A 12,377-nucleotide genomic window follows, 5' to 3' on the forward strand; every position below is an offset into this window, starting at 1 on the left:
GGCTGTTCGTGTCCAGGTCCGGGGGCCGTGTCCGGGGCGAGTCGCCTCGCATGCCCGCGCGGCGAAACCATGTCCGCAAACGCCACGGTCCGCCAGCGCAGTCCTCGCGCCCGCCCGGCGTTCAGGCGTTCAGGCGGCGGTAGACCTCGATGGCGTCGTTGACGTCCTCGTACACGATGGCGCGGCCGTTGAGCAGGACGATGCCCTGCTGGCACCACTCGCGGATCGTCTCCATCGAGTGCGAGACCATGATGACGTCGGCGTTCTTGCGGCGCTGGGAGAAGACCTCGGTACAGCGCTTCTGGAAGCGCGCGTCGCCCACTGCCGTGACCTCGTCGATCAGGTAGCAATCGAACGGGATCGCCATGCTCATCCCGAAGCCGAGGCGCGCGCCCATGCCGGAGGAGTAGGTCCGGATCGGCACGTCGAGATAGCTGCCGAGTTCGGAGAAATCCTCCACGAACTCGAGCACCCGCTTCGGGTCCTCGCCGTAGATGCGGGCGACGAAGATGACGTTGTCGCGCCCCGTCATCTGCGGGTGGAAGCCGCCGCCGAAGCCGAGCGGCCAGGAGACCCGCAGGCCCCGGTGGATCCGGCCCCGGGTCGGATCCTCGACCCCGCCGATCAGGCGCATCGTGGTCGACTTGCCGGCGCCGTTGATGCCGAGGATGCCGTAGCTGATGCCGGGCTTCAGGGTCAGCGAGACCCGCTCCAGGATGGTGCGGCGGTGGCCGTCCGTCTTGTAGATCTTGGTGACGTTGTCGAAGCGGATCACCGGGAAGGGGCCCTGCGGGATGGCGCCGCCCTGGCGGGCGGGTTCGGTGCGCGGCTTGGCCGGTGAAAGCGGCGAATCTGAGGATGGCGCGCCTCGCCTGGACGGGGCGCGGGTCCCGCCTCCCTGCCGTGCGGGACAGCGGGATCCGCGATCCTTGGAGCCTCCTCCGGAACCGGCGGCCCTACCGGAACGGCGGCTCGTCGAAGCTCCTCAGCTTGCGCGAGTGCAGGCCGTGGCGGTCGGCACGCAGCACGTCGAGGGCGGCGAGCCCGATGCGCAGGTGCTCGCCCACCGCCCGCTCGTAGAAGGCGTTGGCCGCGCCCGGCAGCTTGATCTCGCCGTGGAGCGGCTTGTCCGAGATGCAGAGGAGCGTGCCGTAGGGCACGCGCAGGCGGTAGCCCTGCGCGGCGATCGTGCCGCTCTCCATGTCGACGCCGATGGCGCGGCTGAGGTTGATCACCCGCCGCTCCTGGGTGAAGCGCAACTCCCAGTTCCGGTCGTCGTAGGTGACGACGGTGCCGGTGCGCAGGCGCCGCTTGAGGGCGTCGCCGTCCTCGCCCGTCACCTCGGCCGCGGCCGCCTGGAGGGCGAGCTGCACCTCGGCGAGCGCCGGCACCGGCACGTCGGGCGGCACCAGCGCGTCGAGGATGCGGTCGCGCCGGAGATAGCCGTGGGCCAGCACGTAGTCGCCCATGCGCTGCGACTGCCGCAAGCCTCCGCAATGGCCGACCATCAGCCAGCAATGCGGGCGCAGCACCGCGAGATGGTCGGTGATCGTCTTCGCGTTGGAGGGGCCGACGCCGATGTTGACGAGCGTCGTGCCCTGCATGGCGCCGTCCGGCCCGCGCGCCACGAGATGGTAGGCCGGCATCTGGAAGCGGTGCCAGGGCGAGGCCGCGATGAGGGCTGCAGGATCCGCGGAGGCCGCCTCGGCCCGGCTCACCCGCACGCCGCCGGGCAGGATCAGTTCCTCGAAGCCCTCCGCGCCCGAGGCCAGCCGCTCCAGCCCGTGGCGGACGAACTGATCGACGTAGCGGTGGTAGTTCGTCAGCAGGATCCAGGGCTGGACGCAGGCCCAGTCGCTGCCCGTGTAGTGTACGAGGCGGCGCAGCGAGTAGTCGACGCGCACCGCGTCGAAGAGCGCGAGCGGGCGCGGGGCGTCGCCCCGCTGCTCCCAGAGCCCGTCCGCCACCTCGTCGCCGACGACCGAGAGCAGCGGCACCGGGAACCACGCGGCGAGGTCGGCGCCGTCCGGCGCCCGCCGGCTCGGGCCGATGCCGGCCTCCAGCACGTAGGGGTACGGGATCTCCTGGGCGCTGAGCCCCACCTCGAGCGAGACCCCGTAATCCTCCACCAGCGGCCGCAGCTGCTGGATCAGGTACTCGCGGAAATGCGCGGGCTGCGTCACGGTCGTGGCGTAGGTGCCGGGCGCCTGGAGCTTGCCGGTGGCCCGGCTGATCCGCGGCATCGGTCCGCTCGGCTGGTAGGTGACGCGGATCTCCGGATAGCGGAACTTCAGCCGCTCGGCCGCGTCCGGCGGCGCCCCGCCGTCGAGATAGCGCGCCAGCGCGGCTCGCAGGGCCTGCGTCGCCTCCGCGTGCAGGGCGACCAGGCGCTCGACCGCGACGCCCACCTCCGCAATGGCCTCCATCGGCCGCAATTCCTCGACCAAGCCGCTCTCCTTCCAGCACGCCAGCGTCCCTTATACCGCGCGGGCACACCCCGCGTCGCGGCTTGCGGCGCGGCCCCGGGTGGCCGAAACGCGGAGGCGACGCATGACCCCGAAAGGCACCCCGTGAGCCAGGACGACGATTTCGGGCCCCGGCCCGGCGAGGAGAGCGTGGCGCTGCCCGAGCGCTTCGACGCGGGCCTCCACTTCATCGGGCGCCTGCGCACGCCGTGGACGCGGCGCGCCGCGTGTCCGAAGAACGGGACGCAGAGCGAGGCGGTCTGCACCGCGGTGGTCGATCCGCCCTACGCGCCGGCCCTTCAGGACATCGAGGGCGCGAGCCACCTGATCCTGCTCTACTGGATGGACCGGGCGGACCGGACGCTGGTCCGCCAGCGGCCGCGCCACGCGGACGGCAGCCGCGGCACCTTCTCGCTACGCTCGCCGGCCCGCCCGAACCCGATCGCGCTGGCCGTGGTCGAACTCCTCAGGCGCGAGGGCGACAGCCTGCGGGTGCGCGGCCTCGACTGCCTCGACGGCACGCCCCTCCTCGACATCAAGCCGTACTACGCCACGACCGACGCGCGGCCGCAGGCGACGGTGGACCGCGCGGGCACGCGGTGAGGCGCGCCGTCGCGGCCGTCGCGGCCGCGGGCCTGCTCGTCGGGCTCGGCTGGATCCTCGGCGGGAGCGTTCGCGGGCCGGCGTTGGATGCGCGCCAGTACGGGCAGGGCCGCCTCGCCGCGGTCCAGCAGCATCTCGACGAGGCACCGGCCGGGTTCGTGTTCGTCGCGGGCGACAGTCAGGCCGAGCTGCAGAGCCCGGCCCAGCGCCCCTGCGGGCTCGAACTCGTCAACGGCGGGATCGCCGGCGCGAATGCCGAGGCCTACGCGGATTTCCTCGCGGGCCTGCGCTTCCCCCGCCGCGCCCGCGCCGCCGTGCTGGCGATCGGCACGAACGACCTCGTCGCGAAGAACCGGCCGGGCCGGGCCGAGAACGCCGTACGGTTCGAGGCGGCGAGCGAGCGGATCCTGCTCACGCTCACGCGGCACGCGGACCGGGTGGTGGTGGCGGCGCTGCCGCCGATCGGGCGCGCGCTCGGCGGGCGGCTCGATGCGAGCTCGGTGGCTCCCTACTCGGCGCGCCTGCGGGCTGTCTGCGCCCGACTGGGCTGCCGAATCGCCGATCCCTACGCAAGCTTGCGGGACGGGGAGACCGGCTTCGCGCTCCCCGGCGCGATGGGCAACGGGCTGCACGTCGCGGCCTACCGGCCGGTGATGCAGGCGCTGGAAGCGGAGATCTGCGGACCAACCGCCCCGTGAGATAGCCTCACGCCTCCCGTGCCGGCGGCCGGATGCGGTAGCAGCCGACGTAGAGCGCGGGCAGGAACAGCAGCGTCAGGGCGGTCGCCGCCAGGATGCCGCCGATCATCGCGTAGGCCATCGGGCCCCAGAACACCTCGCGGGCGATCGGGATCAGGCCGAGGCTCGCCGCCGCCGCGGTCAGCAGGATCGGGCGCATGCGGTGGCGGGTGGCCTCCACCACGGCGTCCCAGGGGGCCAGCCCCTCCGCCTCGCACTCCTCGATCTGGCTCACCAGGATCACGGCGTTGCGCACGATGATGCCGATCAGCGCCAGGATGCCGAGGATCGCCACGAAGCCCATCGGCTTGTCGAAGAGGAGCAGCGCCGGCACGACGCCGATCAGCCCGAGCGGGGCCACCGAAAACACCAGCAGCAGCTTCCCGAAGCTTTGCAGCTGGATCATCAGGAACACCGCCATGGTCAGCAGCATCACCGGCACCACCGCGGCGATCGGGCCCTGGCCCTTGGCGGCCTCCTCGACGGCGCCGCCGGTCTCCAGGGTGTAGCCCTCGGGCAGGGCCTTCGCGAAGGCGTCGATCTCCGGCTTCAGCGCCGCCACCACGGTCGGCGGCTGCGTCGTGTCGGTGATCGCGGTCCGCACGGTGATCGTCGCCACGCGGTTGCGCCGCCAGACGATCGGCTGCTCGAGGTCGTAGTCGATCCGGGCGAAGGCCAGCAGCGGCACCGCCGTGCCGTTGGCGAGCGTGACCTGGAGGCTCTGGAGCGTGTCGAGCGAGGTGCGCTCGGCCGCCCGCGCCCGGCCCACCACGTTCACGAGGTAGATCGAATCGCGCACCTGCGTGATCGTGGTGCCGCCGACGACGCCGTTGAGGATGCCGGCGATGTCCTCGCTGGTCACGCCGAGCTGGCGCGCCTTGTCCTGCAGGATCTCGACCCTGAGCACCTTGCCGGGCTCGTTCCAGTCGAAGGTCGGCACCGCGACGTGCGGGTTCTTCGCCACCACGCTGGCGAGGCCGAGCGCCTGCTCGCGCAGCACCTGGATGTCGGGCCCGCTCAGCCGATACTGGATCGGGCGTCCGACCGGGGGCCCCAGCGCGAGCGCGTTCACGAACACGTCGGTGCCGACGAAGTCGCGCTTGCCGAACGCCTCCAGGCGCCGGAACACGCGGTCGCGCGCCGCCAGCGACTTCGTCACGATGACGATCTGCCCGAAGAAGGCGTTGTCCAGCTGCTGGTCGAGGGGCAGGTAGAAGCGCACGGCGCCCTGGCCGACATAGGACGACCAGCGCTCGATGTCGGGATCGCCCTTCAGCCGCTCCTCGAAGCGGTCCATCTGGGACTTGGTCTCGGTGATCGTGGCGTTCTGCGGCAGGGTCATGTCGACCAGGATCTCGGTGCGGTCCGAGGCCGGGAAGAATTGCTGCTGGACATGGGTCATGCCGAACAGGGCGACCCCCATCAGCGCGACGCAGATCGCCACGGTCGTCCAGCGGAACCGCATGGCCACGCGCAGCACCGCCAGGAAGGCACCCGCGAGCCGGCCGGGAGGCGGCGCGCCCGCATGGCCCTCCGGGGACGCGTGCGTCTTCATCGTCTTCGGCAGCAGGGTCACGCCGATCAGCGGCGCGAACAGCACGGCCACGATCCACGAGACGAGCAGCGAGGCCGCGATCACGACGAAGAGCGAGTAGGTGTACTCGCCCGCCGACGAGCCGTTGAAGCCGATGGGCAGGAAGCCCGCCACCGTCACCAGCGTGCCGGTGAGCATCGGGAAGGCGGTCGAGGTGTAGGCGTAGGTCGCGGCCTTGCGCAGGCTCTCGCCGAGTTCGAGGCGGGCCACCATCATCTCGACGGTGATCATCGCGTCGTCGACGAGGAGGCCCAGCGCGATGATGAGGGCGCCGAGCGAGATGCGCTGGAGCGTCACGTCCATCACCTGCATCACCACGAAGGTGATGGCGAGCACGAGCGGGATCGACAGGCTGACCACGAGGCCCGCGCGCAGCCCGAGGCTCACGAAGCTCACGCCGAGCACGATCACCACGGCCTCGACCAGCGCCTTGGTGAAGCCGCCAACCGCCTCCTCGACGATCTTGGGCTGGTCCGAGACGAGGTGGACGCCGACGCCGATCGGGAGCTTGCCCTCGATCAGCCGCATGCGCGCCTTCAGATCCTCGCCGAAATGCAGGAGGTTGGCGGAGGGCCGCATGGCGATCGCGAGGCCGATCGCCGGCTTGCCGTCGACGCGGAACATCGCGGCCGGCGGGTCTTCGTAGCCGCGGCTGATCTCGGCCACGTCGTAGAGCCGGAAGAAGCGGTCGTTGACGCGCAGGTTCAGGCCGAGCAGCGATTCCTCCGAGGCGAACTGCCCGCTCACCCGGACGGAGACGCGCTCGGGGCCGGCCTGGACGACGCCCGAGGCGGTGACCGCGTTCTGGGTCTGGAGCGTGCGGATCAGCGACTGGATGTCGATGCCGTAGCCGGCGAGCTTGCGGGTGGCGAAGTCGAGGTAGATCGTCTCCTTCTGGGTGCCGAGCAGCAGGGTCTTGCCGATGTTGGGCACCTTCAGGATCTCGGTGCGCACGCCCTCGACGTAGTCGCGCAATTGCCGGTGGGTCAGCCCGTCGGCCGTGAAGGCGTAGACGTTGCCGTAGACGTCGCCGAACTCGTCGTTGAAGAACGGGCCCTGCACCCCTTGCGGGAAACTGCCCTGGATGTCGCCGAGGCGCTTGCGCACCTGGTAGAAGGCCGGCTGGATCTCGGCCTTCTTGGTGGTGTCGCGGAATTGCACGAACACCGTGGCGTTGCCGGGCGTGGTGTAGCTGCGCACGTAGTCGAGCGCGTTGATCTGCTGCAGCTCCTTCTCGATCCGGTCGGTCAGCTGCTCCAGCGTGTCGCCGATCGTGGCGCCGGGCCAGACGGCCCGGACCACCATGGTCTTGATCGCGAAGGGCGGGTCCTCCTCGCGGCCGAGCTTGCCGTAGGCGAGCGCGCCGGCCAGCAGGCAGACGCCCATCAGGAACCAGACGAAGGAGCGGTGGCCGAGCGCCCAGTCGGAGAGGTTGAAGCCCGTGCCCGCCGGGGCGTCGGACGCGTCGCGCGGCGCGTGCATCTCAGAGAGCCTCGTCGGCGAGCCGGACCGTCTGGCCCTCGCTCAGGGAATGGGTGCCGGCGACGACGACGCGCTCGCCGGGCTCGACGCCGCCGGTCAGGGCGGCGAAGCCTTGGCTGCGCCCCGCGACCGTGACCGGCCGGCGCGCGACGCGGGTGCCGGCGGCGTCCACCACCCAGACCGCGTCCCGGCCCTCCGCCGAGAGGATCGCGGCCTCGGGCAGCACGACGTGCGGCGGGACCTTGCGGGTCAGCCCGACCGTGATGGTCGCGCCGAGCCGGAACGCCTCCGGCGGGTCCTGCAGCGTCATGCGGATGCGGCGGGTGCGGGTGCTCGCGTCGGCGAAGGGGGCGACCTCGCGCACGGTGCCGGTCGCGGTGACCTCGGGGGCGCTCTGGAGCGCCACGGTGAAGCGCGCGTCGCGCGGCATGGCGCCGAGGAGGTCCTCGGGGATGTCGACCACCGCCTCGCGCACCTCGGGGCGGGCCACCGTCACGATGGTCTGCCCGGCGGTGACGTCCTGCCCGACCTCGGCCCGGCGCTCGGTGACGACGCCGTCGAAATCGGCCTGCAGCTCGGTGTAGCCGATCTGGTCGCGCGCCTTCTGCAGGCCGGCCTGCATCTGGGCGAGCCGCGCCTGGGTGGTGTCGCGGTTGGCGGTGGCGGTGTCGAGCTGGGCCTGGGTGACGTTGCCGCCCTCGAACAGGCGGCGCACGCGCGCCTCGGTGGCGGCGGCGTTCTCCGCCTGGGCGGTGGCGTCGGCCACGTCCGCCTCCGCCCGGGTCAGGGTGAAGCGCGTCACGATCGGGTCGAGGGCGGCGAGGCGCTGCCCTTTGCGGACCACGTCGCCCACCGTGACGTCGCGCGCGACGACGCGCCCGCCGATGCGGAAGCCGAGCTGGGACTGGTAGCGCGGCTCGATCGTGCCGGCGAAGGGGCCGAACCGCTTCGTATCGACCACCTTGGCCACGGTGTAGAGCACCGGGCGCACCGGCGCGGGCGCCTCGGCCGCCTCCTGCTTGCAGCCGCCGAGCGCCAGCAGGCCGAGGGCGGCGATCGCGATCGGACGTCTCATCGTCCGGCCTCCGCGAGCGTCACCGCGAGGCCGGGACGCAGGAACTGGATACCGGCGATCACGACCTCCTCGCCCGGCCTCACGCCGTCCTTCAGCGCGATGGAATCCGGGGCGTAGCGCTCGATCGCGACGACGCGCGGCTCGACGGTGCTCGTCGCCGGGTCGCGCACCCAGATCGCGGGCCGGCCGCGCCAGCGGTAGAGGGCCGACCAGGGCAGGACCACAGCCCTGCGCTCGGCGAACCGGCCGCGCCCGATCACCACGGCGCCCAGCGACATGCCGGGCGGCGTCTCCCGCAGCCCGACCTTCACCCGCACCGTGCCGGAGGCCGGATCGACGCTCGGCGCGATCTCGCGCACGGTGCCGACGCCGCGCACATCCGGATCGGCCTGGAGGGTGACCTCGACGGTCCCCGAAGCCGGCGGGCCCGCCAACAGGGCCTCGTAGACGTTGAAGACCGCGTCGCGCGGGCCGTCCTGCGCGACGGTGAGGACGGACTGCCCGGCCTGCACCACCTGACCGGTCTCCAGCGACCGGCTCAGCACGATCCCGGCGACGCCGGCCCGCAGCTCGGTGTACGAGAACTGCTCGCGGGCCGTGCCGAGGGCGGCCTTGGCCGACTCGACGGCGGCCTGGCTGACGCGCAGCTGCTGCTCGGCGTTGTCGTAGCTCGGACGGGTGGTGAAGCCGCTGGCGAGCAGCGATTTCTGGCGCTCGTAGGTGAGCTTGGCCTGCGTCGCCTGCGCCTCCGCCGACGCCAGCACGGCCTCGGCGTTGGCGAGGTTGGCGCGCTGCTCCTGCGGGTCGAGACGCGCCAGCACCTGGTTGGCGGTGACGTGATCGCCGACCTCGACTTGGCGCTCGGCGATCTTGCCGCTGGTGCGGAACGAGACGCTGGTCTGCGCCTGAGCCTGGATGTCGCCGGTGAAGACCGCCTCGGAGGCGACCGACGTCTCGGCGGCGACCTGCGTGCGCACGAGCGTCTGTGCGAGGAGCGGCACAGCTTCGGAGGCGGCGGCGGGCGCGCCGCCGGCGAGCGCCAGGAGGCCCAGCAAGGCGCAGGACTTCGGGTACGATCCGGACACGGCTGCCTGAACCTCGCAACGGGGCTGCGGTCTATCGCGGCGCCGACATATCCGCTATTCTACCGACCGTCCAGACGGTTTCTCAACGGACAGGGTACGATGGCGCACATCCGGCGCGCGGATCGCGCGCAGATCATCCTCGACGCGGCCGAGGCCTTGCTGCGCCGCTCCGACGCGCGGACGCTGACGATCGATGCCGTCGCCGCGGAGGCGTGCCTGAGCAAGGGCGGGGTGCTGCATCACTACGCCTCGAAGGACGCGCTGATCGCGGCGCTGGCCGCGCGGCGCGTCGGGCTGATCCGCGACGGCATCGCCGCGCTGCTGGCCGAACAGCCACCCGGGCCGGCGGCGCTGCCGCTGGCGGCGGTCGCACACGCGCGGCAGGTCTATGCCGAGGAATGCGGCTTTCCCGACGCGCTTCTGGTCGCGTCCGCGGAGAACCCCGCGGCGGTGGCGGGCTTCCGCGCCTTCCTGGCCGATCTCTTGGAGCAGATGGCCGCACTCGGCTGCCGGCCCGGCGCGGGCGAGGCGCTGATCTTCTCGATCCTCGGACTGATGCTCACCCGCTCCCTCGGCTTCCACAGGCTCGACGGAGCGGAGGCCGGACGGCTGTTCGACGCGCTGGAGGCGCAGGCGCGGATCCTGGCGGTGGAGGGAGATGGGGGCTGATACCGTTCCCGGTCGAAGAGTTCGGTTTGAGGCATCGTCTCAGGACGAAGCACGGGTCCCCATCCCATAGGGAGAGGTCCGCTTTCGCAGAATGCCGGGTGAGGGGTATGACGTGACAGATGAGGGCTGGACCTGAACGTGCATCGACCGCGTGTTCAGTCCTGTGAGGTCATACCCCTCCCCCCAACCCTTTCCCTATGGGAGAGGGGGCGCGGCGCGGCTCACCGCGGCCGGCCGAACCGATCAACCGGAGACCGTATCAGGCGTTCGCGTCGAGCCAGGCCACCACGCCTGACAGGTCGAACCCCCGCTCCGTCCCGAAGGCGCGCACGTCCTCGCGCCGCATCCGCCCCGCCAGGACCTCGCCGATCACCCAGAGGGTGAGGGAGCGCGTGCCGCCGCGGCAATGGGCGAGAACGGGGCCGGGCGACGCCTCGACGGCCTCGTGGAAGCGCAGGGCCGCCTCACGGGTGATGGTCGGGCCCGTCACCGGCAGGTCGAGATAGGCCATCCCGGCACCCTCGGCCGCCCGCCGCTCCGCCGCGGAGCCGGGCTGAGCCGCCTCCTCGCCGTCCGGCCGGTTGTTGATCACGAGGCGCACGCCGCGCCCGGCCAGCGCGGCGATCTCCGCCTCGCTCGGCTGATCGGCGACCGAGAGCTTGTCCGTGACGGGTGTGATCTTCATCGCGATTCTCGACGTGCGTGGCGCGCGGGCGTCGGCGTCAATTGTTGGCCGTGCGGAAGGTGTCGCAGGAGCGGGTCTGGCCGCTCTTGTAGCCGGCCATGAACCAGCGCTTGCGCTGCTCCGAGGAGCCGTGCGTGAAGGAGTCCGGCACGGCGTAGCCCTGGGAGGCCTCCTGCAGCTTGTCGTCGCCGATGGCGCTCGCCGCCTGGAGCGCCTCGTCGATGTCGCCGGGCTCCAGGGCGTTCCACTTGTCGTTCGAGTTCTTGGCCCAGACGCCCGCGAGGCAGTCGGCCATCAGCTCGACGCGCACCGAGAGCGCGTTCGCCTCGCGCTTGCTCGACGCCTGCTGCTGGCGCGCCTGGACCTTCGGCAGGATGCCGAGCACGTCCTGCACGTGGTGGCCCACCTCGTGGGCGATCACGTAGGCGTAGGCGAAATCGCCCTTCACGCCGAACTTGGTGGCCATCTCCTTGAAGAAGGAGGTGTCGAGATAGACCTTCTTGTCGAGCGGGCAGTAGAACGGGCCCATCGCGGCCTGCGCCGAGCCGCAGCCGCTGCGCGTGCCCCCGGTATAGAGCACCATCGTGGTGGGCGTGTACTGCTTGCCGGTCTGGTTGGGCAGGATCTGGTTCCAGACGTCCTCGGTGTTGCCCAGGATCTTCGAGGCGAAGCGGCCGGCATCGTCGGTCGGCTTCTGATTGCGGCGCTGCTGCGTCTGCGGATCGACGCGCTCCTCGCGGCTCTGGCCGCCGCCCCGGGTCATCTGCTCGGCACCGCCGATCAGGATCGCCGGGTTGATGCCGGTGACCCAGCCGATGATCAGCAGCACGACGATGGTGCCGATGCCGAGGCCGCCCGCCCCGCCGCCGGGAAAGCCCATGCCGCCGCCGCCCTCGCCGCGGCGATCCTCGACGTTGTCGGAACTCCGGAAATCGTCCCAGCGCATGAGCCCGCCGCCCTTGCCACGCCGCCGTACCGGCGGTCACCTGCCACGCCGCCGGTCTCCCGGCGGCTACCTGCCGCACCGCCGGAGGACCGGCGACCGTTAGTAATGGCCCGGCAAAAGCCCCGGTTCCCCCGTACGGTCAAGCCTTTCCGTCGAGCGCGGCGCGCACGAGCCGGAAGTCCCGCCAGGCCAGCCGCTTCTGCACGGGCTGGCGCAGCAGGTAGGCTGGATGCAGGGTCGCGAGCGCCCGCACCTCGCGGTTCGGCAGCCGATAGGGGAAGAAGCGCCCGCGCGCCTTCAGGATGCCGTCCTTCGTGCCGGTCAGCGTCTGCGTCGAGGGGCTGCCGAGGCACACGACGAGGTCGGGATCGACCAGCTCGATCTGCCGCTCGATGAAGGGTTTGCAGACCGAGACCTCCTGCGGGGTCGGATTGCGGTTGCCGGGCGGCCGCCAGGGTACGATGTTGGCGACGTAGGCCTCCGTGCGGTCGAGGCCGATCGCCTTCATCATCCGGTCGAGGAGCTGGCCGGAACGGCCCATGAACGGCTTGCCGACCCGGTCCTCGTCGGCGCCCGGCGCCTCGCCCACGAACATCACCCGGGCCGCCGGGTTGCCATCGGCGAAGACGAGGTTCTTGGCCGTGAAGCGCAGCGGGCAGGCGTCGAAGTCACGCAGGATGGCCTCCAGCTCCGCGAGCGTTCCGGCCGCCCGCGCCCGGGCGCGGGCGTCGCTCGCGGCCTCGTCGGGCTTGGCGGAGGCCGACTGGCCGAAGGTGCGCTGCGGCGACGGCCGGGCCGGCGGCGGTGCCTCGCCCCGTGGCGGCAGGGCCGGGCGCGCCGGCTGGAGCGCGGCCTGAGGCGCGGCCTGAGGCGCGGCGCGGCGCGGCGCCGGCGCGTCGGCCTCGCCGAAGCGATCGTGCGGGCGCTCGTCCAGGGCCGCGTCGACGCCGGACTCCGCGTGGAAGTCCAGATAGGCGATCAGGTCGTGCTGCGCGTCGGCGGGGGACGTCATGAGGCCGATGTGGGGTGTCATGAG

Annotated in this window: 11 protein-coding genes; 3 read left to right on the forward strand and 8 right to left on the reverse strand. The window is 71.9% G+C overall.

Going from position 1 to position 12,377, the window contains the following annotated elements; translation table 11 throughout:
* Positions 1-121 precede the first annotated feature (121 nt).
* The gene (locus MFF56_RS01270) at positions 122-775 is read right to left on the reverse strand and encodes an ABC transporter ATP-binding protein (RefSeq protein ID WP_066921763.1); all 654 of its coding nucleotides are present in this window, start codon (positions 773-775) and stop codon (positions 122-124) included.
* A gap of 181 nt (positions 776-956) precedes the next feature.
* The gene (locus MFF56_RS01275) at positions 957-2,426 is read right to left on the reverse strand and encodes an AMP nucleosidase (protein WP_066921773.1); all 1,470 of its coding nucleotides are present in this window, start codon (positions 2,424-2,426) and stop codon (positions 957-959) included.
* 144 nt (positions 2,427-2,570) lie between these two features.
* On the opposite strand from MFF56_RS01275, the gene tsaA reads away from it, so the two are divergent.
* Together tsaA and MFF56_RS01285 are read left to right on the forward strand one after the other, a co-directional pair.
* Positions 2,571-3,068 (forward strand): tRNA (N6-threonylcarbamoyladenosine(37)-N6)-methyltransferase TrmO, encoded by a 498-nt coding sequence (tsaA, locus tag MFF56_RS01280; RefSeq protein WP_066921762.1) that lies wholly within the window; start codon positions 2,571-2,573, stop codon positions 3,066-3,068.
* Positions 3,065-3,766, forward strand: a complete 702-nt coding sequence (locus tag MFF56_RS01285; RefSeq protein ID WP_066921760.1) for an SGNH/GDSL hydrolase family protein — start codon at positions 3,065-3,067, stop codon at positions 3,764-3,766. The genes tsaA and MFF56_RS01285 overlap by 4 nt, the downstream gene beginning before the upstream one ends.
* A gap of 7 nt (positions 3,767-3,773) precedes the next feature.
* On the opposite strand, the gene MFF56_RS01290 is transcribed toward MFF56_RS01285, so the two are convergent.
* From MFF56_RS01290 to MFF56_RS01300, 3 genes are read right to left on the reverse strand one after another with little or no spacing between them, the layout of a single operon-like run.
* Positions 3,774-6,881 (reverse strand): efflux RND transporter permease subunit, encoded by a 3,108-nt coding sequence (locus tag MFF56_RS01290; protein WP_066921758.1) that lies wholly within the window; start codon positions 6,879-6,881, stop codon positions 3,774-3,776.
* Position 6,882: 1 nt separating this feature from the next.
* Positions 6,883-7,956 (reverse strand): efflux RND transporter periplasmic adaptor subunit, encoded by a 1,074-nt coding sequence (locus tag MFF56_RS01295; protein ID WP_066921756.1) that lies wholly within the window; start codon positions 7,954-7,956, stop codon positions 6,883-6,885.
* Positions 7,953-9,041 (reverse strand): efflux RND transporter periplasmic adaptor subunit, encoded by a 1,089-nt coding sequence (locus MFF56_RS01300; protein WP_066921754.1) that lies wholly within the window; start codon positions 9,039-9,041, stop codon positions 7,953-7,955. Before MFF56_RS01300 ends, MFF56_RS01295 begins: the two co-directional genes overlap by 4 nt.
* A gap of 99 nt (positions 9,042-9,140) precedes the next feature.
* Here MFF56_RS01300 and MFF56_RS01305 point away from each other — a divergent pair, with 99 nt between their 5' ends.
* A complete protein-coding gene (locus MFF56_RS01305; protein WP_066921752.1) occupies positions 9,141-9,710 on the forward strand; it encodes a TetR/AcrR family transcriptional regulator in 570 nt (189 codons plus the stop codon).
* Positions 9,711-9,969: 259 nt separating this feature from the next.
* On the opposite strand, the gene MFF56_RS01310 is transcribed toward MFF56_RS01305, so the two are convergent.
* The 3 genes from MFF56_RS01310 to MFF56_RS01320 all read right to left on the reverse strand — a co-directional run bounded on the left by MFF56_RS01310 (position 9,970) and on the right by MFF56_RS01320 (position 12,353).
* Positions 9,970-10,395, reverse strand: a complete 426-nt coding sequence (locus MFF56_RS01310) for a protein tyrosine phosphatase family protein (RefSeq protein ID WP_066921751.1) — start codon at positions 10,393-10,395, stop codon at positions 9,970-9,972.
* Positions 10,396-10,432: 37 nt separating this feature from the next.
* Positions 10,433-11,341: a KPN_02809 family neutral zinc metallopeptidase gene (gene ypfJ, locus MFF56_RS01315; protein ID WP_238229326.1), complete on the reverse strand. Its 909-nt coding sequence runs from the start codon at positions 11,339-11,341 to the stop codon at positions 10,433-10,435.
* Positions 11,342-11,480: 139 nt separating this feature from the next.
* Positions 11,481-12,353: a uracil-DNA glycosylase gene (locus MFF56_RS01320; RefSeq protein WP_066925895.1), complete on the reverse strand. Its 873-nt coding sequence runs from the start codon at positions 12,351-12,353 to the stop codon at positions 11,481-11,483.
* Positions 12,354-12,377: the final 24 nt, after the last annotated feature.

The sequence above is a fragment of the Methylobacterium hispanicum genome, from assembly GCF_022179285.1.
In the GTDB taxonomy this organism is placed as follows: Bacteria; Pseudomonadota; Alphaproteobacteria; order Rhizobiales; family Beijerinckiaceae; genus Methylobacterium; species Methylobacterium hispanicum.

Coding starts and splice junctions, on each gene's coding strand:
- MFF56_RS01275 (WP_066921773.1), bottom strand. CDS start 2,426: ATGGAGGCCATTGCGGAGGTGGGCGTCGCGGTCGAGCGCCTGGTCGCC.
- MFF56_RS01290 (WP_066921758.1), bottom strand. CDS start 6,881: ATGCACGCGCCGCGCGACGCGTCCGACGCCCCGGCGGGCACGGGCTTC.
- MFF56_RS01295 (WP_066921756.1), bottom strand. CDS start 7,956: ATGAGACGTCCGATCGCGATCGCCGCCCTCGGCCTGCTGGCGCTCGGC.
- MFF56_RS01305 (WP_066921752.1), top strand. CDS start 9,141: ATGGCGCACATCCGGCGCGCGGATCGCGCGCAGATCATCCTCGACGCG.
- MFF56_RS01310 (WP_066921751.1), bottom strand. CDS start 10,395: ATGAAGATCACACCCGTCACGGACAAGCTCTCGGTCGCCGATCAGCCG.
- ypfJ (WP_238229326.1), bottom strand. CDS start 11,341: ATGCGCTGGGACGATTTCCGGAGTTCCGACAACGTCGAGGATCGCCGC.
- MFF56_RS01320 (WP_066925895.1), bottom strand. CDS start 12,353: ATGACGTCCCCCGCCGACGCGCAGCACGACCTGATCGCCTATCTGGAC.